Consider the following 23,750-nt stretch of genomic DNA (forward strand, 5'->3'; position numbering starts at 1 on the left):
TATATGGAAAAGGATTTTTTAGAACACGGGCTTAATTTTAACCGACGCCGTTTTTTATCCAGGTTAAGTTTAGGTCTTGGCAGCGTGGCTTTGGGCTCCTTACTTATCCCTGATCTATTTACAGGTGGGATGGACGAAAGCAGTCTTCCTCCTGGAATTCCTGATTTTGCACCAAAGGCAAAACGAGTGATTTACCTGTTCCAAAATGGAGCCCCCTCACAGCTGGAATCCTTTGATTACAAGCCAAAGCTAAGGGAAATGATGGGGCAGGAGCTTCCTGCGTCTATCCGTGCCGGGCAAAGGTTAACTGGTATGACTGCTAATCAGGCTTCCTTCCCACTGGTGGGATCCTACTATGATTTTAAGCAGTATGGCGATTCCAGAGCATGGATAAGTGACCTTTTTCCTTATACAGCAAAGGTGGTGGACGATATATGTATCATCAAATCTATGCATACAGAGGCCATCAACCATGATCCGGCTTTGACCTTCTTTCAAACTGGTGCCCAGCAGGGTAATAGACCTAGTATGGGAGCATGGTTGAGTTATGGCCTGGGTAGTGAAAATAAAAACCTGCCTGCATTCACGGTATTGCTTTCAAGAGGTAAAGGAAATGGTCAGGGGGTATACTCCAAACTTTGGACGAATGGATTTCTGGATTCTACCCATCAGGGTGTACAATTTAGTAGTGGAGAAGATCCGGTGTTATATTTGAAAGATCCCGAAGGACTGAACAGATTTGAAAGGAGAAAGATGCTGGATCACCTGGCGGAATTAAACGACATCTCTTATCAGGAATTTGGTGATCCGGAGATTAGTGCAAAAGTGCAGCAGTACGAGATGGCCTACAGGATGCAAACTGCGGTACCGGAGACTACAGATCTCAGCAAAGAACCGGACGATATCATTAAATTGTACGGGCCGGATTGCCTGGTTCCCGGAACTTTTGCTGCGAATTGTTTACTGGCGAGAAAATTAAGTGAGGATGGAGTTCGATTCGTACAGCTTTATCATCAGGGCTGGGATCAGCATGGTAACCTTCCATCGGAAATGGCCGGACAGGCGAAAGATGTGGACCAGGCCTCGGCGGCATTGATTACCGACCTGAAACAAAGAGGATTGCTGGATGAAACATTGGTGATCTGGGGTGGCGAATTTGGCCGCACGAATTACAGTCAGGGTGTGATGAAAAAAGACAATTATGGCCGCGACCACCATCCGCGTTGCTTTAGTATCTGGATGGCCGGAGGAGGGGTAAAACCAGGAATCGTATATGGCGAATCGGATGAGTTTGGCTATAACGTTATCTCAAATCCAGTACATGTGCATGATTTTCAGGCTACGATTCTTCATCAGCTTGGGCTGGATCATGAGAAACTGACATTTAAACACCTTGGCCGTCGCTATAGGCTGACGGATGTTTCAGGGAAGGTCGTAAAAGACATTTTAATCTAAAATATTTATGCAAAGAAGAACATTTATCAAAAACACTACCATCATTTCGGCAAGCTTTTTCATTGCAAAGGACTTGTATGCAAAGCCAACAGGACCTGTTTATGGGCATAACGATATGCGTTACAGATTGGATGTAAAATGGGGACAGCTAAATCCATTACAACATCCGGTAAAAGATTGTCATGAGATGGTTCAGGATGGGAAGGGGAGGATTATTTTACTGACCAACGAGACTAAAAACAATATTCTTATCTATAATAAATCCGGGAAACTGATGGATTCGTGGGGGCATGAATTTCCTGGTGCACATGGGCTTACTCTGGCCAAAGAAAACGGTAAGGAGTATCTTTTTATTACAGACACGGACAGGCATCAGGTATATAAAACCACTATGGACGGAAAGATCCTAATGACCATTGACTGTCCAATGGAGACCGGTTTATATAAAAAGAAGGAGGAGTTCGTCCCAACGGAGACGGCTGTAGCCGATAACGGGGATTTCTTTGTCGCAGATGGTTATGGCTTGCAATATGTCTTTCACTATAATGCCAATGGTAAACTCTTGAGTTACTTTGGTGGTAAGGGGCCAGAAACCAAACATTTGGACAATGCTCATGGAGTTTGTATTGATCATCGAAATGGAGCACCAACACTGCTGGTTACCGATCGTACCCGGAATTGTTTCAAACGTTTTGATATGCAGGGCAATTTAAAAGAAATCATCCAACTTCCCGGAGCTTGCGTTTGCAGACCTGTAATAAAAAATGATTATCTCTATGCTGCTGTGCTCCGTTCGCCGGATCTGAACCAGGATGGAAGTGGTTTTACTACAATCCTAAACAAGGACAATAAGGTGGTTTCCAATATTGGGGGCAGTGCGCCAGTATATAAAGAAGGAATATTGCAGCCCATGAGTCAGGCTGAAAAGATTTTAAGGAATCCACATGATGTATGTGTTGACAACGATGATAACTTGTATGTAGCCCAATGGGCTTCAGGGAAAGTTTATCCTTATAAATTTACCAGGGTATAGTTTTTATTTATGGGCATAACTTTTAAAGGTTTTGCAGCGCATGCGCTGTTTGCGGCAAACATTTTTATCCTCTTTTTACTCGCTTTTAGTGATAAATTAGTTATTCCTCATTGGTTACAGTCCTTTGGAAGAATGCACCCGATGATCCTGCATTTTCCAATAGTGATTCTGATGCTGGCTATGTTATTGGAGTTTTTCCGATTTAAAGAAGCTTATCTTAAGGAGCCTTTATACCAGAGTTTTACTACTGGTCTTTTGCTTTCCGGAGCTCTTTTATCTGCGGTGACAGTCATAATGGGGCTGCTGCTTTCCAAGGAGGAGGGCTATTCTGGAAGTGTGCTGCAATGGCATAAATGGACGGGGGTAGGTCTCGTTTTTATGGCTTCCATCATATACTGGAGCAGGAATACTTCCTGGTATAAAGTCACGCTGGCCAGAGTAGGAGCAATCATGACCATACTTTGCTTAATTGCTGCCGGTCATTATGGGGCATCATTAACCCATGGGGATAATTTCGTACTGCAACCTGTAACAGCGGCTAAGGAATTACCTAAGGTACCCCTGGCGCAGGCCAAAATATTTGAAGATGTGATATTGCCTGTTTTTTCTGAAAAATGTCTGAGTTGTCATAATCCGGAAAAAGCAAAAGGAAGTTTGATGATGGATAATGCTGCGGCTATCATTAAAGGAGGTAAAAGCGGAAAGTTGTTTGTATCTGGGAAACCGGAAATCAGCTTGTTGCTGGAACGGATCCACCTTCCTATGGACGATAAAAAACACATGCCCCCAAAAGGGAAAAATCAATTGAGTAATGAAGAAATAGCGCTTTTGAACTTGTGGATTAAAGGTAATGGGGAGTTAAAGAAGAAGGTGGTTGATTTACCGGCACAAGATTCTTTAAGGATTTTGGCAACTACCTTTTTGGCACCTCCTGCTGCTACTGAACAAAAGTATAGCTTTGCCGCTGCGGATGAAAAGACGATTGAAAAACTGAACAATAATTATCGGATTGTATATGCATTAGCGAAGGAATCTCCGGCATTGGCGGTGAATATTTACAATAAAAGTGTATACAAGCCTGAGGCATTGAAAGAGCTGGAAGAGATTAAAAAGCAGATTGTTTCCCTGGATCTGAAGGGATTACCGATTCGTGATGAGGAATTGAAAACTATTGCCCGTTTTGAAAACCTGAGAACGCTGAACCTTAATTTTACCAATATTACCGGAGTAGGGTTAAAAGATTTACAAGCTTTGAAACATTTAAGTACCCTGTCTTTATCGGGTACTAAAGTGAATTTTAGTACTGTGAAGCCTATAATGGGGATAAACAGTCTTAAAAAACTGATGTTATGGAATACCGGATTTAGTGATGCGGAGCTGCAGCGATTGCAAAAATCGAAAAAGAATCTTAGTGTAATCGGCGGTTTTAAAGATGACGGTAAAAATCCAATCCGGTTAAATCAACCGCGGATAATTAATGAGGTCGCTGTTTTCAAAACATCGCTGGCCTTGCTATTGAAGCACCCGATTAGTGGAGTTCAAATCCGCTATACTACAGATGGTTCGGAGCCTGACAGTTTGAAATCCAACCTGTTTGATAAACAGATTCTGCTCAATGAAAGTACCACCATTAAGGCGAAAGCTTACAAAGCTGGATGGTATGGAAGCGAGACCATTAGTACTAATGTCTACAAGAGTAGTTACAAAGCAGACAGTATGCTGTTTCTGCTGCCGCCGGCTGATCAGTATAAGGCGGAGGCCGTAAAAGTTCTTTCCGATCATCAGTTTGGTGATTATGAGTTCAGTTCCGGTAAATGGGTTGGCTTTAGGTATAATAATCTGGAAGCTTTATTGTTTTTCAAGCGCCCCGTAATGATGCAGTCGGTAGTTTTAAATGTGATGAGGCAGGTTGGATCATATATTTTTCCTCCTGTAGCCGTAGAGATTTGGGGAGGTTCCGAAAAAAATAAGCTCCGTTTATTAGGTAGTGTAAAACCAGAAGCAACCAGGAAGGATGCAGAACGGGCCATGATAAAAGTAGAAGCGAAGTTTAAAACCCAAAGTATTTCCTATCTGAAGATTGTTGCTAAAAACTTGAAGAAACTTCCGATTTGGCATCCTGGTAAAGGAGAGCCTGCATGGGTATTTATCGATGAGATACTTTTGAATTAGAAAGATTAAAATTTTATATATTAGGGCCGTGCAGTCGTCTACAAATAAAGCTCAGCTATTCCCATCCAACCTTACTTTTTTAAACAAGCTAAAAAGTCATAATGACAGGGATTGGTTTAATTCCAATAAGGAGGAATTTCAACACGAACAGGGGATGGTTGTGGCTTTTGCAGAAGCATTATTACAAGAACTCAATATTCACGATGTGATAGAGACCCCTTCGGGTGCCAAAAGTGTGTATCGCATTTATAGGGATACCAGGTTTTCTAAAGATAAAACACCATACAAAACATATTGGAGTGGAAGCTTTAGACGTGCAACAAAATATCGTAGGGGTGGATACTATTTTCATATCGAAGCAGGTAACAGTTTCGTTGGGGGAGGTTTTTGGGGGCCAAATGCTAATGATCTGAAGCTGATACGAGAAGATATTTCATTTGATTCAGCACCATTGAGAAAAATCTTAAACAGTGCGTCATTTATTTCAACATTTGAAAAGTTAAAAGGAGAGCAATTAAAAACTACTCCTAAAGGTTTCGATGCGAATTCTGAGGCTATAGATCTTTTGCGCTTTAAGCAGTTTCTGCTTATCCGAAAGTTTTCTGATGAAGAAGTCCTAAGTGCAGATTTTCTAAAAGAGGTAGGGCAGACATTTAGAAATATGCGCCCGTTTTTTGACTATATGAGCGAGGTGTTGACGACTGATATCAACGGATTGAGCGTATAAATATTTGTTCTCTCCTTGAATTTACTAATCATTTAATCCCTTCCCTATTAGGATTTGCGGTATGTATTTTTCGACCCTCGACTCCCGCGTTTTGGATTGTTTGGGTTGAGAGAAGTGTAGAAGATATGCTCTTTGCCGTCCCGGCGTTAATGCTTCGAAAGCGGTTTTAATGGCCGGAATTTCATCTAATTTCTTTTGAAATTCTTCAGGGACGCCGAATTCTGCAGTCTTTTTGAATTCTACTTTCAAGCCGGCTTTTTCTACTTCAATCGCCTCATAAATATAGGCTTTCAGGGTGGCCTCATGCTCAGCTATTTCCTGAACATTGGTGAATCGAATCTGACGGGTCGCTTGCGTGTTCTCGCTTTGTCGGATTAAAATGCCGCTGGCATTATTTAGCAAGGCTCCTTTGAAAAATAAAAGCGCACAATATTCTTTAAATACATGTATTAATACGATGTTACTTTTTTGAAAAGTGTAACAGGGAGTACCCCATTTCAATTCTTCGTTCAGCCCGCAGTCAAGAACGATCATTCTCAATTTCTCCAGTTCTTTCTGCCACTTTTCGGTTTTACTAAAATAAAAATCGACCTTAGGATTCATTTTAAGCTTTGTTATTTATGTTCATTTAAATAATTTCTATCGTCCAGTCTGGCGTTTAGTTACCTTGCCCGCTTTATTTTTGTGGCTGGCCTTTGGAATTGCAGGTTCAGGTAATGGCTGAGTGAGTTTCCTGATATAGATGTGCTTGACATTCGATTTTCCACTTTCTCTTTCGTCCACTTCAAAACGGTTGGTGCTTTTTATTAAAGGCAGCAATTTAGAAAAACCATAATTCCTGGAGTCGAAATCCGGTTTTTTCTTCATCATTAGATTGCCAAAATCTCCAAGATACGCCCAGCCATCTTCATCTGCCAGATCAGTAATGCTATCTGCAAAGAGTCTGATAATTCCAGGATCAACTTTGTTCAAAGGTTGCATTTCCAGAGTTTTAATGCTTGCAGCAGTCTGTATTGTACTGTTGTCTTCCACAGGCAGCAGTTTTGGCTTCAGGATTTCAATATAGATGAATTTATCGCAGGCAGTGATAAAAGGAGCGAGGGTTTTCTTCTCACCGATACCAATTACTTTCATCCCTGCTTCCCGAAGTCTGGTGGCTAATCTGGTAAAATCACTGTCACTGGAAACGATACAGAAGCCATCCACTTTTCCCGTATAAAGGATATCCATGGCATCAATAATTAGTGCACTATCGCTTGCATTTTTACCGCTGGAATAGCTGTACTGTTGAATGGGGGTGATGGCATTTTCCAGCAGTACTTTTTTCCATCCCGAAACCGTGGGTTTGGTCCAGTCAGCATATATTCTTTTAAATGTTGGCGTACCGTATTTGGCGATCTCCTCGAACATCTCTTTGACATTGGCATAAGGTACATTGTCTGCATCTATTAGTACGGCGAGTTTTAGGTCTCTCTCGTTTTTCATAAGCCTGGTGCTGGTGATTTTCTTAAAGATAAGAATATCAAAATTAATTAAACATCCCCATAGGGATTACTGTACGTAAAGATAAGATACATGCCAGAATTTACTATTAATAAGTTGTGATCGTAACAATAAATAGATTTTGTTGTTAGTACAATAAAATAAATCTCAACTCATATGAATCACGAGAATAGAACAGATTTTACGGAAGTATTCAATGGTGATTATTGGCAAGGAGCACTTATTCAGCAATTACTTGCAGAGCATGAAATTCAGTCCTTTTTAAGGAATGCATTGATGGGAAGTTTAGAACCCTTTGCTGTTGTTGCGGGTGGTGCAAACCCAGTATCAATTGTCGTCCCAACCGATAATTATGAATCGGCCAGGAGCTTAATAAAGGAATATAACGAAGCTACTCCTGAAGATGAGCAACCATAAAAAATGGAACGGGTAGGGCCGTGGCCCTAATTATTATTCTTCTCTGTCCAGCACATGTTTGATTTTGTTCGCATTTTCCATTAACTCCGTAAGATACGCCCAATTCTCTTTTTCAATGCAGGATTTGAATTTTCTGAGCTGAGTAATGTGCTCATTTAATACATCAAGTACATTTTCCTTGTTCTGCTTAAAGATGGGCATCCACATAGCAGGACTACTTTTTGCCAGCCTTACTGTACTTTCGAAACCAGCACTGGCTAGTTCAAATATGGCATTTTCTTCTTTCTCTTTTTCCAATACGGTATTGGCCAAAGCAAAGGAAGTAATATGAGAAATATGACTCACATAGGCCACATGCACATCATGATCTATTCCTTCCATATACACATTGTACATGCCGAGCACGGTGTATAATTGTTCTACCGCGGCTAAAGCATCTTTATCGCTTTCTGATGCATTGCAGATCACATTTGCCCGACCAGTGAAAGCTTGGTCTGTAGCAGCTTCCGGTCCGCTGAATTCCGTACCCCACATTGGGTGAGAAGCTATATACCTGCCTCTGTTGGCATGCCCTTTTACTGCGTCCAATAAAGTCATTTTAGTCGAACCGGTATCCAGTACGATCTGGTGTTTTACCTGATCCAAAACCTGAGGTAATAATGCTGCACAGGCACTTACCGGTGCACTTAATATAATCAGGTCACTGTTGGCTATTGCATTGTCGAGGTCCGTTATTTCATCTATAATCCCGAGTTCGAGTGCTTTTTTTGTATGTGCCTCCTGGTTATCCACACCAAATACTTTTGTGGCAAAGCCTTTTTGCTTTAAAACCAAAGCCATGGAGCCACCAATAAGTCCAAGGCCGACTACTGCTATTTTCATTAGTATATATATGTTTTTTAATTGTTATGAAGCTTGCATAAGCTTATTTTTCACGAGTATCTATTTGTTTCTTGTGTTCAAGAGCTCGCAAGCTCGGTTCATTTCGGTTTGTAAGCGATAAGCTTATGCAGGTTTCATTATTTAATTCAATTATTAATGTAAGCGTTTTTAATGTTATTTACTGATTCGGGTTATTGCCTGTTCAAAACGGGAAAGATCGCCGCAAAGACTGATCCTGATGTATCGATTGCCCTGACTTCCAAATATACCACCCGGGGTTAGGAAAACGTTTGATCCATAAAGAACTTTATCGCTTAGCGCATAGCCATCTTCATATTGATCAGGGATTTTTGCCCACACAAATAAGCCAACTTGTTTAAGCTCATATGTACAACCCAGAATATCCAGTATTTGGTATACTTTAGCTCTTCTTTCTGAATAAATGCTATTAATATGACTATACCAGTCAGGCCCAAGGCTTAATGCCTTAGCTGCCGCGAGTTGCAGAGGCATGAACATACCACTGTCCATATTGCTCTTGAACCTTAATACTTCCTCGATCCGCTCTTTCGATCCGCAAAGCATACCGATCCGCCAACCTGCCATATTATGCGATTTGCTTAAAGAGTTTAGCTCCAATACGACTTCTTTGGCACCGGGTACCTCCAAAAGACTTACAGGATTATCATTCAGGATAAAGCTATATGGATTGTCATGCACCAGCAAGATATGATTCTCCTTTGCAAACTGTACCAGATTTTTAAACAAGTCGGCACTTATCGGTTGGCCTGTAGGCATATGTGGGTAATTCACAAACATCAGCTTCACCTTGCTCAGATCTGTTGCGGCCAAAGCCTCCAGATCCGGATACCAGTTCTGCTCTTCCTGTAAGAGGTAACTCACCGGTTTGCCACCTGCAAGTTTAACGGCACTGCTATATGTAGGATAACCAGGATTAGGGATTAATGCTTCATCACCTTCATTCAGATAGGTCATACAGATGTGCATGATGCCTTCTTTTGAACCCATAAGTGGCAATAATTCGGTATCAGGATCTAAGCTTACCTTATACCAGCGTTGATACCAGTCTGTAAAGGCTTGTCGCAATGCAGGTATGCCTTTGTAGCCCTGATAACCATGCACACCCGTTTTCCCAGCCTCTTCCTGCAACGTCCTGATCACATCGGGATGGGGCGGAAGGTCGGGGCTGCCAATACCTAAATTAATGATGTTCTTTCCTTCTTTATTCAGGGAATCAATTTCTCTCAGTTTTTGGGAGAAGTAGTATTCGCTAATTCCCTCCAGTCTTTTTGCAATCATGATTGAATATTATATATCAAGGTGATCATATATCGCTTTATCAATAAGGTTGAATATAATCCCCGGTGATTTTTTAGCCTAAAGTATTGATTTTTATTATAATATTGAACTGCTGGTTAATATTCGTTTCTTTTAATCGGAAAATGATATAGAGCGGGATATTAGTTACATTATATTTATACCGCAACATCCAGATACAAAGATTAAAATATGACCATAATAATTGATCAACATATAAAATTAGAGCTGACAGCGGAAAGACACGCGGTGGATTTATTCCATGCTGTAGATGATGATAGAGCGCATTTATCGGAGTTTTTACCCTGGGTGGAAGCTATGCAGTCGGTGGATGATTTCAAAGCATATATTCAGAACTGTGAGTCTATGCACCATCAGAAAATGGAAGTTAGCTTTGTGATCATGTTAGATGAGCAAGTGGTAGGCAGAATAGGACTGCATTATTTGAACATGGGCAATAGAAATGCGGCCATTGGATATTGGTTAAGTAAAGATGCTGAGGGGAAAGGAATCATGACGCGTTGCTGTACTGCGGTGATCAATTATGGTTTCGGTGAGCTCGGATTGCAACGAATTGAAATAAAAGCTGCAACAACCAACGCGAAAAGTCAGGCTATTCCAAGGAGGTTGGGCTTCCAGCAGGAGGGGGTTCTAAGACAGGCGGAACTGGTTGGTGAGAAGTTTCTGGATTTAGTACTATTTGCCATGTTGAAAGATGAATGGTTGGCGGCGACTACTTAGATTGTTTACCTTTAATGATTATGAATTCAATACCTATTCAAGTCACCGAGCTTTTAAATTACAGTTATTCATTAGCAAAATCTCTTCTGGAAGGACAACAGGAGTTCTTCCCATTTGGAGTATTTATGGACTATAGGGGGAATATCTCTCAAAGATTAGTTCATGATGGGGATGAGTTCCCAGTTAGCGAGGTGCTTATTGAGCATATACAAAAGGATTTCGATGATCAACTGGCTTCCAGAAATATAACGGCTTATTCAATCGTCTATAATGCCCGGGTTAAAAACGAACAATTTCCTGTTGGGATAGATGTAGTAGTAGCGAAGGTTAAAGGTATTTATGACGCTCTTGAGGTATATTACTTACCCTATCAAAAGATGGGTGACCAACTGGAATACCTGGAGCCATGGGGCGAAAAGATGTAGTGAGATCTATGCTTTTAGCAAACCATAGATCTCACTATCCAGGAACTTGCCCTCGAAGTAATAATCTTCTCTGAAATATGCTTCTTTAACAAAACCATGCTTCAATAGCAATGAACGGGAGGCTTCATTTGCAGGATTGATATTTGCGCATATGGAGTGTAGTTTTACGTCGTTAAATCCGAAATCAATCACTTTGCTCAGGGCCTCAGAGAGGATGCCTTTTCGCCAGTAATCAGGCTGCAGCATATAACCAATCTCTGCTCTATGATTGGGTAGATCTGTTCGCCAAAAGCCCAGGTTCCCGATCATTAACTCTGGATTTGATTTTAAAGTAATAGCCCAGATCAGATTGGCCCCTTTATTGAAATTGTCATTAATGCTTTGTATGACCTGCTGTGATTCTTCTACATTTTTTGGGGTCGGGCGGTCAATATAACGCATAACCTGTTCATTGGTACGCAGATCGTAGAGTACAGGAGCATCAGAGATGCGTTGTTCGCGTAAAATAAGACGTTCTGTTTCGAGTTCAGGTAGTTTCGGTAGAATGATGTTGAGCATGATAAGTTTAATTTTTAGAAAGCTTCTCTACAGCTTGTGGTAATGAGGTTAAAAAGTTAACCTGTCTGCCTTTGTTGCTTTCATAGATGAAATCTTTAATACTTTGCCCCGGGTAACTGCTGAACTCGCCAATGATGACTAGCTGTACACGATAATTGGAGAACTTTTGAAGAATCTCTCCAGCTATACCGGTTTTTAGGTCGAAGAAATTGGGCGCAATATTCTTTTCGTAAACAATAATTTTATCAAATTCCTGATAGTAGAGATCTGCCAGCAATTGCAACCCATCCTCAGGATTGCTGATCAGGACATCTTCGGAGATGACTTCGGCTATTTTACTTGAATCAGACTGGTGAACTTCAATATTCATGGCGTAATTGATTTTCTTTTGCGCAAAATAGACATTATTTCAAATCAAAAAAAGGCCTGGAATGTTATCTTATCTATGCATAGAATAAAAGTAATCAAAGGAGACATTACCAGTATAGCTGTTGATGCGATAGTGAATGCGGCGAATTCTTCTTTAATGGGAGGTGGTGGCGTGGATGGAGCAATACATCGGGCAGGTGGACCTGCTATTCTTGAAGACTGTAGAAAAATCGTTGCTAAACAAGGTGGTTGTAAAACAGGAGCAGCAGTGATTACTGGTGCGGGTAGGTTACCAGCTAAATATGTAATTCATACTGTAGGTCCTGTTTATAATTCAGGAAAGGGGAAAGTAGCAGAACTGCTGGCTTCTTGTTATCAGGAGTCCTTAAAACTGGCTGTTGCAAATCATTGTAAGACCATAGCATTCCCAAGTATCAGTACTGGTATTTATGGTTATCCGAAGGCTCAGGCTGCAGTAATAGCTATGGATACGGTTAAAACCTTTTTAGCTGAAGATCATGAGATCGAAGAAGTGGTTTTTGTTTGTTTTGATGACGAGAATTACGATTTGTTGAAAAAGGAGTCAGGCTGAGGTTTTGCCCTAAAAAAAAATACATATGGATACAATATTTTTAATGTACCATCGTATTATATACGAGAGCGTTAATTTAGATGAGCGGGGAAAGGTCGGTAGGATCGTTCCCCGCTTTGTTTTATTTAAATTTTATTCTTTTTCAATTCCTTCGCTACTCCCTTAATGAACAAATAATTTACTGTCCCGCCAATAACAGCGCCTACCACCGGGACTAACCTTCGACTTGCTTTGGAGCCAAGATTAACCAGGATTTTCTCCGCAACTTCTTCCATGATGTTCTTACTGATGGCCAATTTTGTATCGGCCTTAAGAGAGGATGCTACAATCTTGAAAAAGTCTTCAAAACTGATTTTGTACTTCCCTGTGTTGTGGTAAGAAATAGCGAGCGTTACCCTGAACTGCTGAGTAATCAGGTTGATCAGGTCCAGGGGTGTGCCAATCAGCATAGTGCTAATTCCACCTACACCGGTAACCACACCAGAGCCTGCAGCCATTAATGCACATTGATTGATAAACTTATCAATACCCATGGTATCAACACCCTTTTTGATGCCTAACTGGTCGATCTGATTAAAGATCTTCTTAAAACCGCCTTCGGCTAGGTTTTTAAAGGCTTCCCGGACATCCGTTCTCATTTTTTTAAAATTAACCCGTTTTAACGATGGTAAATTCATGGTCTTTTGATTAGCTATCATTAGGAGTACTACTTTCATGCCAGAGCTGATGCTGAGGGCGGATTCTTTGCTGCATGCCCTTACAGGAGCACAAAAATTATTAAATTGCGCCAATTATGACAGAAAACGAATTTTTAGTGTATTGCCAGAATCAGGTTTCTGGTCCCTTAAAAGATGAGGATATCGTGCTGATGTTAACTGCCTGGGGTAGTATTAAATTTACCCAGGGTTATAATAAGGCATTAGAAGATAATGACTTGGTAGAGGGAGATAAATAACTATAAGTACTCAAAATCCTCGGTCTTTGGGAAATTTTCCAGTCCGGAAAGTATCGCATCTGGTACAGGTCTGGCTAATTTCCTTTTAACCGTATCAATCCAACTCCCTTCAACTTTGATAATGGCATGGAGTTTATCCTGCTCCGAAAGAAATTCGTGTTGAATGATCCAGAACGAGCCATCCCTTTTCATCTTTAGAAGTTTAGTGATGATATGTACCTTCGAGTTAAGATGAATCTCTCTTCTGAACTCACATTGCTCCTTGAAGAGAACCGGACCAACATTTTGCGCTTTCATCATGTCTATAGTGATGCCATATTGATCTAATATCTCTATACGCTCTTGTGCAGCAAGATCGTAGTAACTACTGTGTCGAAGATGAAAATTAGCATCTAAATCTGACCATCTTAAGCTTAGGTTTTTCATTAGTGTATAATTATTCGTTATAGGGTTTGTTTTTTATTGGTTATGAAGCTATCATAAGTATATTAAATTGCTATTTGTAAGCGGTATGCTTATGATGGTTTCATAATTATGGGTATGCTGCTTCTGATTACAATATAGGTATAATAGTAAAAAAGCCATTCCTGATTTTAACAGGAATGGCTTTTAGTATTTATACAGCCAATTTTTCCATTGACAATGATAAGGCATAATCTGTTAAGAACTCATCAAATTTCGCTCTGCTGATACCCGGCATGCAGATCAGGTGGCTCATGCCATCTTCTGTAGCCAGTTGCCATTTTACTTTTAGAGCTAAAGAGGGGGCAGGGAACACTACTGTTAGGGCCGATGGATTGCACCAGGCATCAACACCCATTTCTTTAAGTCGGCCAAGCACATACTGTGCGGTTTCCAAACTCTCTATCGCGCGTTTTTTCAAACCTTCTATACCCAGTTTTTTAATAGCATACCACATGAATATAGGACTGTGGCCATTTCTACTTCCGGTGATAGTTGTATCTACGGTGCCAATATAAGGAATAGCCTTGCCTATGCGTTCTTTGTAATTTTTCTTTACCAGCACTACACCACAAGGAATAGGTGAACCAATAAATTTATGTCCGCTTATGGCCAGACTGTCGCAACCATATTGAAAATCAAATCCCGGTTCAAGGTTTAACAATGCATTGTAAGTTCCTGCCAGTGCGGCATCACAATGAATATATTGATTTTTTACAGCCAGAGAAGCCAGCGTTTGTTTAATACGACTTAGATCATCCTTAGCTTCGGTCATCGTAGTGCCGATATTGGCTAAAATAATGACAGGCTTATCCCGGTTCATCTGTACCATCTGGCGCAAATCTTCATAGTCCATTTCGCCGTTTTCCTGTTTGCGGATAACGATGCTCTGGCAGTTCAGCAATTGAATGTTTTTTTGCACACTATAATGTGTAGCCTCTGAATAATAAACTACTCCGTTTGGATAGAGCTCACGTGCCACATACAAACCATACAGGTTTCCTTCCGAGCCGCCATTGGTTACATATCCCCACCAATTGTCGGTCGGTGCATGGAATAAATCCGCAAAAAAACGAAGAACTTCCTGTTCAAGAGATCTGGAGTTCAGGTCGTAAGTTGATTCCACCTGTGGATCACCCACGTTATTTAAAGGAAGTTTTAATAAGGGGTAAAGTTCTGAATAATCAAAATCCTGTGCTATAGGATAACCGATAAAATATTTAGAACGTTCTTCCGCCTTTTTCATGTAGGCATTTAATCTTTCACTATCAGTTTTTTGAAGCATTATTTCTTAGTATTTGGTATTGCAAAATTGAGAAATTGTGGATTAATTGTCTACTAATAAGAAATATTCAGGAAATACTTCTGTTAATATGTATTTGATCAGATTAAATAACTTATTTTGTTCTTTAAATCTTCATTTAAAGGAAATACTATGGCATCGGCACTAGACTTAATGGATATAAAAATCCTAAACCTCTTGCAAAGAGACTCATCCCTGCATGTAAAGGAAATCGCAAGTCGGATCGGACTCAGTCAATCACCGACCTATGAGCGTATTAAGAAGCTGGAGAAGGAGGGGTATATTGATCGGTACGTAGCGCTGGTTAACCGCGAGAAGCTTGGAAAGCATTTGATGGTTATTTGTACCGTAACGCTTAAAGAGCAGTCTATCGCTTCTTTAAAGGAATTTGAGCAATCCATCATTAAGTTTAAAGAGGTGCTTGAAGTATTGTGTATCGCCGGAAGTAGCGATTATCTTCTTAAAATAGCTGTGGAAGATGTAAATACTTATCATACGTTTGTAATTGAACAAATATCATCTATTGCAAACATATCTAATCTGAGTAGTAGCTTTGTGCTGAAGGAGCTTAAAAAAGATACAGCGATTGAAATAGGGTAGGATAATAAATCACTATTACTATGAGATACGAAGCACAAATAAACTTATATCCAGATTAAAAACACTAGATTGTTATTAATGCATCGGTAGGTGCAGTGTTGTTATTTATTAATCAAGCGTCTTATGGAGCAATCAGATCTTTCCGAACAAAAGTTCAATACCATTTTTACTTATGCGCCGATGGGATTGGCTGAAATTGACCAGGATGGCAAAATGATAAGGTTGAATTTAATGGGGCAGGCCTTACTAAATCCTATATGTGAGATTTACGAAATTGATGCAGAGAATATTTACCCAATTCTGGACCGTATCTTCCCGGGGATTTCCCAGAAAATTCGGGATTACAAAGAACCCATGGGGCAGATCATTTACAACCATTTGCATAATTTTAAACTACCTCTTCCAAACAACCTATCTGAAAAGCATTTCCAGTTCAACGTTACTAAAATGTTTGAGGATTGTATCATCGTTGGCTTTGAAGACCTTACCAATAAGTATCTGGAAGAAAAAGCCATGCAACAGGCTAATCTGGATAGTGCCGTGGCACAGGGGAAATTCGAAATTGCATCTGAAGTATTGCACGATATAGGTAATGCTGTAGTTGGTTTTGGCTCTTATTTAACACGTATCAGTCGTTCCATGGAACAGAACAATGTGGCGAACCTGCAAAATGTAGTCCTGTTCCTAAAAGGACAGCAAATTGCTTTAAGCACCGTGTTGGGGCAGGAAAAGGCAGAAGCGCTGGTGAATTTAATGGAAGGGATTGCCAAAACGCAAAAAGATAGCTACGAAGAAACCAATGGCTCCATTACCGAACAGCTCAATATCATCAGCCATATTCAGGAAATCCTGGCCATACAACGTCACTATGTAACTGGTCATGGTGCACCGGAACGCAAAGCGGTTAACCTGAAAGAGATTGTTCACGATTGCCAGTCTATGCTATTCGCTTCTTATGATAAAAAGGGGATTGCCCTTAGTTTTAATGCTGCTGAGCAAATGCCAATGATTAAAGGTGATCGCACCAAATTGATGCAGGTGATTTTAAACTTGCTGAAGAACAGTGTAGAGGCAATTGACATGGATGCTCCCCAAAAGAGAATTACTATTGATTTACAGTTTAAAGATAAACTGCTACAACTACGCATACAGGATACCGGAAAGGGTTTTGATACCCATACGGCTGCCAGGATTTTTGAGCGGGGATTTACAACTAAAGACACAGGGACCGGTCTGGGTCTGTACAATTGCAGGTCTATTATAGAGAGCCATGCAGGCTCCATAGATGTGCATAGCGAAGGCACTGGCCAGGGTGCAACTACCCTGATCAGGTTTGCCAGCTAAGTTTATCAATTCATCTCCCTAAATATTTTATAATGAGCCAAGTAAATACATCCGTATTAGTAATCGACGATGAAGAAATGGTACGTGATAATATTGAAGAAATATTGTTGCCCCGGAAAGTTGCCGTAATAGACAGTAAGATTAGTAAAGCAGCTAGCATTTTATTTGATACCCCACAAGAAATACTGATTCCTCGCGCCAGTAAAATCCCTGTTTTTACTGTTGACAAAGCTGCCAATGGAATGGATGGGGTGGAAATGGTAAAAAAGGCGAAAGCTGCAAACCGGCCCTATGCGGTAATTTTCCTGGACATTAGGATGCCTGGTTGGGATGGACTGGAAACGGCTATGCAAATCCGTAAACATGACAGCCAGGCGGAAATTATTTTTATCACTGCTTACAGCGACCGCTCCATAGAGGATATTGTAGATAAGGCAGGGCAAAATGTAGGTTATCATTGTAAGCCTTATGCAGCAGAGGAAATAATATTGCTGGCCACCAAAGCAATAACAGATTACGACCGATTGCGTAGCCTGGAGAAATTGATTGAATCGATATCCTCAATTGGTTTAAACGAGCACCAGTTAAACGCTTTGCTTAAGAATATTTTGGAACAGCTGGCTATGTCCCTGGGTACAGATATGGCTTTACTGGGTAAATTAAATGAAGATTTTAGTTACGAAAAAATACTTTCCATTGGTGCGATTGATTCAAAGATAAATCTGGATGAGCTGATTACCAGGGTGAAAACTATTGAAATTGAGCCGGATGAGGTAGTGCAGCAGGAGGAACTTGTACTGGCACGGCTAGATAGTTACTCGGTTTTTGCCGTACTACAAAAACAGGAGAAGCTGAAAACAGAGAAAATGTATTTGCTTAAATTGTTTGTAAAAAATGCGGCACAGGCCATTAGAAACGCAGAACTAACCGAAAAACTAATCCAAAAAGAAAAACTTTCTATCGTAGGAAAGGCTATCGGTATGGTGATGCACGATCTGCGTTCGCCCATCAAAAATATGAGGATCATCACTACGATGATGCAGGAAGAAAATGACCCAAAGGATTTGATCCCGATGCTGGATCAATGTGCAGTGCAGGCCTCCGAAATATTCGAAGACTTTTTAGATTTTATTAGGGAAAGCCCGGTGAAAAAAGAAACCGTAAACCTTAAACACGTAATTGATGCGGCGGTGAACCTTGCACTGGGTGCTGGTAACCAACAGCAGGTAGTTATTCATACGGATATTCCTGCTGACCTGGTTGCACAGCTTGATGAGCGGAAAATAAAAAGGGCAGTAATGAATTTGTTAAACAATGCTCTCGAGATCCTCCAAAACAAACAGATAGCCGATCCTGCTATCGGAATTAAAGTAAGTACTGATGAAATAAAAGATCAGTTGACTATCATCATCCGGGATAATGGACCTGGAATTGATCCAGAAATTATTAAAACAGTTTTTGAGGCCTTTGTGACCACAAATATAAATAATGGAACCGGACTTGGGCTGGCGATTGTAAAACAATGCATTACCGCACATCGTGGCACCATCGTTGCAGGTAATGACGAAGGAGCTGTTTTCACTATCCATCTCCCCCGTAAATGAACATCACTAGTCCGTAACCAGTTAGTCCTTTCAGCAAGAGATTAACTCTGCCAGATGCCAATTATTTTCACGCTGACTAAAAATGTAATATGTTAACGCTAGAAAATGTAACCACTGTTTTTAGATCTTCTCCAAATGGTTATATGGTGCTGCTACCCAATAGGCCTTATTTTACAATTGCAGCTGTAAACAAGCCATTTCTTGATGTATTAAAGGCCAATCGTGTTGATCTGGTTGGAAAAGGAATTTTTGAAACCATTTACGATAGGCCTGCCATTTGGGGCCCAAAGGGAATGAAAAGTCTGAAAAATGCACTGGAACATACGATGCAGTCTAAAAAGGCCTCCAATTATAACGTGGCAGACTGGGAAATTAATACCTTTCCATTACTGGATGATGAAGAAAAGATAAAGTTTATTGTTCACAATCTGACTGATACCACTAACTATGACCAACAAACAGCGTTAAATAATACGCTTCTGATTCAAAACAGTTTTCAGCACCCCCTTTTCAATGATTATCCTGATGCAGTTTTTACGCTTGATCCCGAAGGAAATTTCCTTAGCGCCAACAAAGCGTTAATTGATCTGACTGAATGTAGGGAGGAAGAGCTATTTAAGCTTTCCTTTACACCGTTTATAGCACCTGGAGATGTTGAAAAAGCGCATGATCATTTCAAAAAGACCATTCAGGGCGAACTCCAGAATTTCGATATCAGGATTATCAGTGCAAAAGGCATGCATCGGATGCTAAATGTGACCAATCTTCCTATTGTAATTAATCAGGAAGTAATTGGCGTACATGTGATCGCTAAAGACATCACTGCTATTACTAAAACACAAAAACAATTGGACGATTACCACTATAGGATATCGGACATTCTGGAAAGTATTACAGATGCCTTTATTGCGTTGGATAGAGATTTAATTGTGACCTATTGGAACAAGGAAGCAGAGCGGCTATTGCTCATGTCCCGGGAGCATATGATAGGAAAAAATATTTGGGAGGTGTACCAGGATACCATCCCAACAAAGTTTTATTCTGAGTATCGCAGAGCGGTTGATGAAAATATTTCAGTAAGGTTTGATGAGTATTTCTCACGCTTAAAGATTTGGGTTGAGGTATCTGTATTTCCTTCTGAGGAAGGTTTGTCGCTTTATTTTAAAGATATTACCAAAAGAAAACATGGAGAAGAACAGCTGCAGCAGGAAAAAGAAAAATACCTGGAACTGTTTAATCTTAGTCCATTGCCCCAATGGGTATTTGATGCAGAAACCCTTCAATTTTTAGATGTGAATAATGCCGCAGTTAAACACTATGGTTATAGTAAGGAAGAATTTTTGGAGATGACCATAAAGGACATCAGACCGGCAGCGGATGTTAAACGATTGGGGAAAATACTGAAGATGACCTTTAACACGGGTATATTCCAGGCGAGAATGGTAAGGCATCTGAAAAAGTCCGGAGAACTTATGCACATTTGTGTAGAGGCCAATGCGGTGACTTTTGAAGGTAAGGCTGCTATGCTGGTACTGGCAATTGATTATACAGAAAAACTGAAATCTGAGCGTGCCCTGGCCGCAAGTGAGCAGCGGTTTAAAGCGCTTGTACAGGATGGATCTGATTTAGTAGCCATACTAGATCCTACTGGCAATTATAAATATGTTAGTCCTACCTCGAAATCTATTTTGGGAATAGATCCTGAACTGCTTATAGGAAAAAATGTGTTTGATTTTATTCATAAAGATGACAAAGGAAAGGTGATTAGTGACTTTGGTTTGCTGACTGAACAAAAAAGGATTAAAATTATGCCTTTCCGTTTTAAGGGTTTTAACGGTCAGTATCATTGGATAGAGACCATCATTACGGATATGACAGAAGATCCTGTTGTTGCTGGTATAGTGGCCAATTCAAGAGATGTAACCCTGCGAATGGAAGAAGAACTTAAAACCCAGAATGGCATTGACCGTTTGCGGGAAATTGCCTGGATGCAATCCCATGAGGTGAGAGCCCCTTTAGCATGTGTTATGGGGTTATCCAAAATCCTTTTGGATAATAAGGAAGACGAAAGTTCAAGGAAGGAATCTTTACAGCATCTTATGCGTTCGGCGGGTGAACTGGACTCCATTATCAGAGAAATTATAAAGAAAGCTGAAGATTTACCTACAGGCCTATAAGTCTTGATTAAGGGGCTCTACTTATCAAAAATAGCAGTTGAATGAAACTTATTATAACCTTCCGGTAGCGTATTAATAACCTATGATTGATTAAAGAGTACAGGTATGTTTTAAATAAAAAAGGGAGGATTTAAAAAATCCTCCCTTTTGTGGAGCCGAAGGGGTTACAGTCGCACAGTTATTACCTATTTTAACTTACCTTGAAAACTTGAAAATTAATTCATAAACATCTTGTTATTAGGATGTTGTGTTTTTATTGTTCCTTCTATGTCTATGTGTTTCGTTAATTTTGTAATTATGTGCTTTAACAAATTCTGTCCCTGGATTTCATTTTTTAGTGAAAAAAGGTGAAATCTCTTGCGTTTTGAAGGTCACTTATCGAACACTTAAATACTAGATGTTGAGATCAGTTTTTAATTAAGATTTAATTTTTAGAAATATGTAGAATTTTCTTAATTCTACATACTTCAGTCATCATGTTTGGAAATCTGATTGCTTATGTTTGTGTAAGTCTAAAGGGACTTATAGCTGTTTACTTTACTAAAAATAAAAATGCAACTTATAATACTCGGAAAAAACTCAGACGACAAGGGGACGCAATTGGAAAAACTTACATCATCGATTTTAAGAGAACAAGGCTATACCGAGGTTCATACAAATGTTGTAAGGGCCGGAGCAAGCGAAGTTGACATTACTGCTATCTTTTCACAGCAATATTTTGGGACTACCTTGATCAGAGAGGTAATTGGCGAATGTAAGGCATACAGTAAGCCGATCTCTCTTCCAGACTGGCTTAAGTTTCTGGGCAAAGTGTTTTCAGAAGAGATAAACGATAAAAAAATACAGGGTTGTTTTATTGCCCTGTCAGGGGTTAACGGTAATGTCACAGGGCATTACAATACAATCAAAGCTAAGAGTGTATATTTCGGGAAAAGTGGTTCTTCGTCACTTTTGGTGAAAACCCTAAAAGATAAAATCATAGACTTTGCATTCTAAGCATAGTGATAACTTTTGGAGCGACAGAATCGATATGGTAAATAATGCAGGACGAATCCTTCACCAAAAGTGACGAAGAACCACTATGCAGCGGAATATCCACGGAATTAAGTGTCAGTTTAAATGCGGAACGAATGACCACTTTTGGCGAAATACCCAGTAAGCTACTGATTATTGGTTAAAAGCCGATATGTTGATGACATTTTATATATTTGATTACCTAAAAAAATGAACTATCAAGATTTAACCGATGTCGAGCTTTTGGCCTTAATGAAGGACGATGATGAAAAGGCTTTTGAAGAGATTTATTCGCGTTTTCATGATTTTTTATATACATATGCATTTAAATTAACTGGTGAAGAAAATGAAACCAGCGATATCTTACAGGTTCTTTTTGTAAATCTATGGACTAAAAGACATCATCTCGAAATATCAGGAAAGTTAGTTAATTATCTACATCAAGGAATTAAGTATGGCTTCCTTAATGAAGAGCGTAGACGTGCCACGCTGAGTAAATATCAGGAAAGTCTTAAACAGTATTTGAGTGAAGGTTATACACATACAGAAGAACAACTATTCGAAAAGGAACTTGTAAATCGCTTACGTAAGATTGCAGAAGAAATACCTGGAAAAGGGGGACAGATATTTTTGATGACATATTTTGATAATCTAAGTGTTTCTGAAGTTGCAGAAACGCTTGGTATTTCAGAGAAAACGGTAAGAAACCTACAATCAAAAGCTACAAAAGATGTGCGTTTGAAATCAGGATTAAGTATAGCTTTATTCTTTTTGTCGACTGGCCTCTAACCATTAGGCATATATCCTACAAGCCAGTAATTTCCAATAATTCATTCTTTTCAAAAAAAAATAAAATAAATCGGGATTATTTGTGGTCATGTGTTTCTTAATATAAAGGGGAAAACACTATTATCTAAAAGCGATATGCAAGAAGAAAGGATAAACGAGCTTATAGCAGCTTATTTGGAGGGTAGGTGTACTCCCGAAGAAAAGGGACTTATTGAAGGACATTTTATAAGGTATCTAGATAATTCTTCATATCGACCTTCTGTTAGTCAGCTAGAAACCTCTTTTAAGAGAACCTATAATAATATCGTAGAGGAAATTAAAAAGGAACCCGTAAAACAGCAAACTACTAAAAGACTTTATCTGAAATGGATCGGATATGCTGCCGCAGTTTTTTTTACTATAGGTTTATCTACATTTTTATCTATTCATTTTAAAGGTAATACCTTAAATCAAAGTGCTAAACAAGTTAGTGTTGAGCCTCCTATTGGTCCTGGTCAGGAAAGAGCTACCCTTACCTTATCTAATGGTAAAGAAATTGTTTTAGATAGGAGAAGTAAAGGGGAGGTGCTTGCGGATCAGGGACTTGAAATCATTAAAGGAAATGATGGGCAACTTGTCTATAAAGTGATAGATGGTCAGGTAAGTGCTATAGGAGAGAATACATTGAGTACTAATAAAGGAGAGACATATGCTGTTGTATTGTTAGACGGAACCAAAGTATGGTTGAATGCTTCATCTTCCTTAACCTATAATACTGCTTTCTTTAAGGAAGGCAAAAGAAGTGTGAAACTTAAAGGAGAAGGATACTTTGAAGTTGCGAAGGATAAGCATAGACCGTTTATCGTAGAAGTCAATCAGACAGTAGTAAAGGTATTTGGAACCCATTTTAATATTCATGCTTATGAGGATGAAAGTGTGATGAAAGCTACCTTATTAGAAGGATCTATTGGCATGAGTAAGGGGACTGAGAGTTCTTTATTGAGTCCCGGTGAAGAAGCGAGTGTGCGTAAAAATAGTACTAAGATTACAGTGAAAAAAAGCATCAATTTGAGCGAAGCTATTGCCTGGAAAAACGGCTATTTTCAGTTTGATAATGCTGATGTTCAATCGGTCATGCGGCAGTTAGCAAGATGGTATGACATCAATGTAGTTTATCAGGGAGAAATTCCAACGGTAAAGTTTAAAGGCAAAATACAACGCAATCTCGATTTATCTTACATACTTGAGTATCTTAAAAACGACATTCATTATGAAAGAAATGGTAATACTATCATTATTAAGCCCTAACGA

The 23,750-nt window shown here is 39.7% G+C and carries 25 protein-coding genes; 16 read left to right on the forward strand and 9 right to left on the reverse strand.

Translation table 11 applies throughout. The features are described from left to right. Positions 1–3 precede the first annotated feature (3 nt). From B9A18_RS03720 to B9A18_RS03735, 4 genes are read left to right on the forward strand one after another with little or no spacing between them, the layout of a single operon-like run. Positions 4–1,455, forward strand: a complete 1,452-nt coding sequence (locus tag B9A18_RS03720) for a DUF1501 domain-containing protein (protein WP_084287306.1) — start codon at positions 4–6, stop codon at positions 1,453–1,455. A gap of 7 nt (positions 1,456–1,462) precedes the next feature. Further along, positions 1,463–2,488 (forward strand): NHL repeat-containing protein, encoded by a 1,026-nt coding sequence (locus B9A18_RS03725; protein ID WP_084287307.1) that lies wholly within the window; start codon positions 1,463–1,465, stop codon positions 2,486–2,488. A 9-nt stretch (positions 2,489–2,497) separates the two neighbouring features. Next, complete coding sequence (locus B9A18_RS03730) at positions 2,498–4,660, forward strand: c-type cytochrome domain-containing protein (RefSeq protein WP_084287308.1); 2,163 nt, start codon at positions 2,498–2,500, stop codon at positions 4,658–4,660. A 28-nt stretch (positions 4,661–4,688) separates the two neighbouring features. Next, entirely contained in the window at positions 4,689–5,387 is a 699-nt protein-coding gene (locus B9A18_RS03735; RefSeq protein ID WP_084287309.1) for a DUF2461 domain-containing protein, read from the forward strand. 24 nt (positions 5,388–5,411) lie between these two features. Here B9A18_RS03735 and B9A18_RS03740 read toward each other — a convergent pair whose 3' ends face one another. Next, positions 5,412–5,990: a YdeI/OmpD-associated family protein gene (locus B9A18_RS03740; RefSeq protein WP_235005223.1), complete on the reverse strand. Its 579-nt coding sequence runs from the start codon at positions 5,988–5,990 to the stop codon at positions 5,412–5,414. Positions 5,991–6,026: 36 nt separating this feature from the next. After that, positions 6,027–6,872, reverse strand: a complete 846-nt coding sequence (locus tag B9A18_RS03745) for an NYN domain-containing protein (protein WP_084287311.1) — start codon at positions 6,870–6,872, stop codon at positions 6,027–6,029. 174 nt (positions 6,873–7,046) lie between these two features. On the opposite strand from B9A18_RS03745, the gene B9A18_RS03750 reads away from it, so the two are divergent. Beyond that, positions 7,047–7,307 carry a putative signal transducing protein gene (locus B9A18_RS03750; protein WP_084287312.1) on the forward strand — a complete coding sequence of 87 codons (261 nt, stop codon included), beginning with the start codon at positions 7,047–7,049 and terminating at the stop codon, positions 7,305–7,307. Between the two features lie 33 nt (positions 7,308–7,340). Here B9A18_RS03750 and B9A18_RS03755 read toward each other — a convergent pair whose 3' ends face one another. Together B9A18_RS03755 and B9A18_RS03760 are read right to left on the reverse strand one after the other, a co-directional pair. Further along, a complete protein-coding gene (locus B9A18_RS03755) occupies positions 7,341–8,189 on the reverse strand; it encodes a prephenate dehydrogenase (RefSeq protein WP_084287313.1) in 849 nt (282 codons plus the stop codon). 174 nt (positions 8,190–8,363) lie between these two features. Further along, entirely contained in the window at positions 8,364–9,509 is a 1,146-nt protein-coding gene (locus B9A18_RS03760; protein WP_084287314.1) for a pyridoxal phosphate-dependent aminotransferase, read from the reverse strand. Between the two features lie 210 nt (positions 9,510–9,719). Between B9A18_RS03760 and B9A18_RS03765 the strand changes: the two genes are divergently transcribed. Together B9A18_RS03765 and B9A18_RS03770 are read left to right on the forward strand one after the other, a co-directional pair. Continuing rightward, a complete protein-coding gene (locus tag B9A18_RS03765) occupies positions 9,720–10,268 on the forward strand; it encodes a GNAT family N-acetyltransferase (RefSeq protein ID WP_084287315.1) in 549 nt (182 codons plus the stop codon). A 20-nt stretch (positions 10,269–10,288) separates the two neighbouring features. Then, positions 10,289–10,693 carry a hypothetical protein gene (locus tag B9A18_RS03770; RefSeq protein ID WP_144009386.1) on the forward strand — a complete coding sequence of 135 codons (405 nt, stop codon included), beginning with the start codon at positions 10,289–10,291 and terminating at the stop codon, positions 10,691–10,693. Positions 10,694–10,699: 6 nt separating this feature from the next. Here B9A18_RS03770 and B9A18_RS03775 read toward each other — a convergent pair whose 3' ends face one another. Continuing rightward, positions 10,700–11,251, reverse strand: a complete 552-nt coding sequence (locus B9A18_RS03775; RefSeq protein ID WP_084287317.1) for a GNAT family N-acetyltransferase — start codon at positions 11,249–11,251, stop codon at positions 10,700–10,702. Positions 11,252–11,258: 7 nt separating this feature from the next. Beyond that, on the reverse strand, positions 11,259–11,621 hold the full coding sequence (locus tag B9A18_RS03780) for a DUF4180 domain-containing protein (protein ID WP_084287318.1): 363 nt from the start codon (positions 11,619–11,621) through the stop codon (positions 11,259–11,261). Between the two features lie 75 nt (positions 11,622–11,696). Here B9A18_RS03780 and B9A18_RS03785 point away from each other — a divergent pair, with 75 nt between their 5' ends. Then, positions 11,697–12,212 carry an O-acetyl-ADP-ribose deacetylase gene (locus tag B9A18_RS03785; protein WP_084287443.1) on the forward strand — a complete coding sequence of 172 codons (516 nt, stop codon included), beginning with the start codon at positions 11,697–11,699 and terminating at the stop codon, positions 12,210–12,212. Between the two features lie 125 nt (positions 12,213–12,337). Here B9A18_RS03785 and B9A18_RS03790 read toward each other — a convergent pair whose 3' ends face one another. Beyond that, positions 12,338–12,928, reverse strand: a complete 591-nt coding sequence (locus B9A18_RS03790) for a hypothetical protein (RefSeq protein ID WP_235005224.1) — start codon at positions 12,926–12,928, stop codon at positions 12,338–12,340. Between the two features lie 77 nt (positions 12,929–13,005). On the opposite strand from B9A18_RS03790, the gene B9A18_RS25135 reads away from it, so the two are divergent. Beyond that, the gene (locus B9A18_RS25135; protein ID WP_159452598.1) at positions 13,006–13,167 is read left to right on the forward strand and encodes a hypothetical protein; all 162 of its coding nucleotides are present in this window, start codon (positions 13,006–13,008) and stop codon (positions 13,165–13,167) included. On the opposite strand, the gene B9A18_RS03795 is transcribed toward B9A18_RS25135, so the two are convergent. Together B9A18_RS03795 and B9A18_RS03800 are read right to left on the reverse strand one after the other, a co-directional pair. Then, a complete protein-coding gene (locus tag B9A18_RS03795) occupies positions 13,168–13,593 on the reverse strand; it encodes an acyl-CoA thioesterase (RefSeq protein ID WP_084287319.1) in 426 nt (141 codons plus the stop codon). 190 nt (positions 13,594–13,783) lie between these two features. Continuing rightward, a complete protein-coding gene (locus B9A18_RS03800; protein ID WP_084287320.1) occupies positions 13,784–14,914 on the reverse strand; it encodes a histidine decarboxylase in 1,131 nt (376 codons plus the stop codon). 150 nt (positions 14,915–15,064) lie between these two features. Between B9A18_RS03800 and B9A18_RS03805 the strand changes: the two genes are divergently transcribed. The 7 genes from B9A18_RS03805 (at position 15,065) to B9A18_RS03835 (ending at position 23,747) form a co-directional block, all read left to right on the forward strand. Next, entirely contained in the window at positions 15,065–15,532 is a 468-nt protein-coding gene (locus B9A18_RS03805; protein ID WP_084287321.1) for an Lrp/AsnC family transcriptional regulator, read from the forward strand. Between the two features lie 123 nt (positions 15,533–15,655). Beyond that, positions 15,656–16,876, forward strand: a complete 1,221-nt coding sequence (locus B9A18_RS03810) for a sensor histidine kinase (protein WP_084287322.1) — start codon at positions 15,656–15,658, stop codon at positions 16,874–16,876. Between the two features lie 32 nt (positions 16,877–16,908). Beyond that, positions 16,909–18,480 (forward strand): hybrid sensor histidine kinase/response regulator, encoded by a 1,572-nt coding sequence (locus B9A18_RS03815; protein WP_084287323.1) that lies wholly within the window; start codon positions 16,909–16,911, stop codon positions 18,478–18,480. A gap of 89 nt (positions 18,481–18,569) precedes the next feature. Continuing rightward, entirely contained in the window at positions 18,570–20,657 is a 2,088-nt protein-coding gene (locus B9A18_RS03820; RefSeq protein ID WP_084287324.1) for a PAS domain-containing protein, read from the forward strand. A gap of 552 nt (positions 20,658–21,209) precedes the next feature. Further along, on the forward strand, positions 21,210–21,653 hold the full coding sequence (locus tag B9A18_RS03825) for a restriction endonuclease (RefSeq protein WP_084287325.1): 444 nt from the start codon (positions 21,210–21,212) through the stop codon (positions 21,651–21,653). Between the two features lie 228 nt (positions 21,654–21,881). After that, the gene (locus B9A18_RS03830; RefSeq protein WP_084287326.1) at positions 21,882–22,460 is read left to right on the forward strand and encodes an RNA polymerase sigma factor; all 579 of its coding nucleotides are present in this window, start codon (positions 21,882–21,884) and stop codon (positions 22,458–22,460) included. Positions 22,461–22,595: 135 nt separating this feature from the next. Further along, a complete protein-coding gene (locus tag B9A18_RS03835; protein ID WP_084287327.1) occupies positions 22,596–23,747 on the forward strand; it encodes a FecR family protein in 1,152 nt (383 codons plus the stop codon). The last annotated feature ends 3 nt before the right edge of the window (positions 23,748–23,750 follow it).

The organism is Pedobacter nyackensis, assembly GCF_900176505.1.
Classification (GTDB): domain Bacteria; phylum Bacteroidota; class Bacteroidia; order Sphingobacteriales; family Sphingobacteriaceae; genus Pedobacter; species Pedobacter nyackensis.

Coding starts and splice junctions, on each gene's coding strand:
- B9A18_RS03740 (WP_235005223.1), bottom strand. CDS start 5,990: ATGAATCCTAAGGTCGATTTTTATTTTAGTAAAACCGAAAAGTGGCAG.
- B9A18_RS03805 (WP_084287321.1), top strand. CDS start 15,065: ATGGCATCGGCACTAGACTTAATGGATATAAAAATCCTAAACCTCTTG.
- B9A18_RS03755 (WP_084287313.1), bottom strand. CDS start 8,189: ATGAAAATAGCAGTAGTCGGCCTTGGACTTATTGGTGGCTCCATGGCT.
- B9A18_RS03760 (WP_084287314.1), bottom strand. CDS start 9,509: ATGATTGCAAAAAGACTGGAGGGAATTAGCGAATACTACTTCTCCCAA.
- B9A18_RS03815 (WP_084287323.1), top strand. CDS start 16,909: ATGAGCCAAGTAAATACATCCGTATTAGTAATCGACGATGAAGAAATG.
- B9A18_RS25135 (WP_159452598.1), top strand. CDS start 13,006: ATGACAGAAAACGAATTTTTAGTGTATTGCCAGAATCAGGTTTCTGGT.
- B9A18_RS03780 (WP_084287318.1), bottom strand. CDS start 11,621: ATGAATATTGAAGTTCACCAGTCTGATTCAAGTAAAATAGCCGAAGTC.
- B9A18_RS03795 (WP_084287319.1), bottom strand. CDS start 13,593: ATGAAAAACCTAAGCTTAAGATGGTCAGATTTAGATGCTAATTTTCAT.
- B9A18_RS03825 (WP_084287325.1), top strand. CDS start 21,210: ATGCAACTTATAATACTCGGAAAAAACTCAGACGACAAGGGGACGCAA.
- B9A18_RS03745 (WP_084287311.1), bottom strand. CDS start 6,872: ATGAAAAACGAGAGAGACCTAAAACTCGCCGTACTAATAGATGCAGAC.
- B9A18_RS03720 (WP_084287306.1), top strand. CDS start 4: ATGGAAAAGGATTTTTTAGAACACGGGCTTAATTTTAACCGACGCCGT.
- B9A18_RS03730 (WP_084287308.1), top strand. CDS start 2,498: ATGGGCATAACTTTTAAAGGTTTTGCAGCGCATGCGCTGTTTGCGGCA.
- B9A18_RS03765 (WP_084287315.1), top strand. CDS start 9,720: ATGACCATAATAATTGATCAACATATAAAATTAGAGCTGACAGCGGAA.
- B9A18_RS03725 (WP_084287307.1), top strand. CDS start 1,463: ATGCAAAGAAGAACATTTATCAAAAACACTACCATCATTTCGGCAAGC.
- B9A18_RS03775 (WP_084287317.1), bottom strand. CDS start 11,251: ATGCTCAACATCATTCTACCGAAACTACCTGAACTCGAAACAGAACGT.
- B9A18_RS03770 (WP_144009386.1), top strand. CDS start 10,289: ATGAATTCAATACCTATTCAAGTCACCGAGCTTTTAAATTACAGTTAT.
- B9A18_RS03810 (WP_084287322.1), top strand. CDS start 15,656: ATGGAGCAATCAGATCTTTCCGAACAAAAGTTCAATACCATTTTTACT.
- B9A18_RS03835 (WP_084287327.1), top strand. CDS start 22,596: ATGCAAGAAGAAAGGATAAACGAGCTTATAGCAGCTTATTTGGAGGGT.
- B9A18_RS03830 (WP_084287326.1), top strand. CDS start 21,882: ATGAACTATCAAGATTTAACCGATGTCGAGCTTTTGGCCTTAATGAAG.
- B9A18_RS03785 (WP_084287443.1), top strand. CDS start 11,697: ATGCATAGAATAAAAGTAATCAAAGGAGACATTACCAGTATAGCTGTT.
- B9A18_RS03750 (WP_084287312.1), top strand. CDS start 7,047: ATGAATCACGAGAATAGAACAGATTTTACGGAAGTATTCAATGGTGAT.
- B9A18_RS03800 (WP_084287320.1), bottom strand. CDS start 14,914: ATGCTTCAAAAAACTGATAGTGAAAGATTAAATGCCTACATGAAAAAG.
- B9A18_RS03820 (WP_084287324.1), top strand. CDS start 18,570: ATGTTAACGCTAGAAAATGTAACCACTGTTTTTAGATCTTCTCCAAAT.
- B9A18_RS03790 (WP_235005224.1), bottom strand. CDS start 12,928: ATGAAAGTAGTACTCCTAATGATAGCTAATCAAAAGACCATGAATTTA.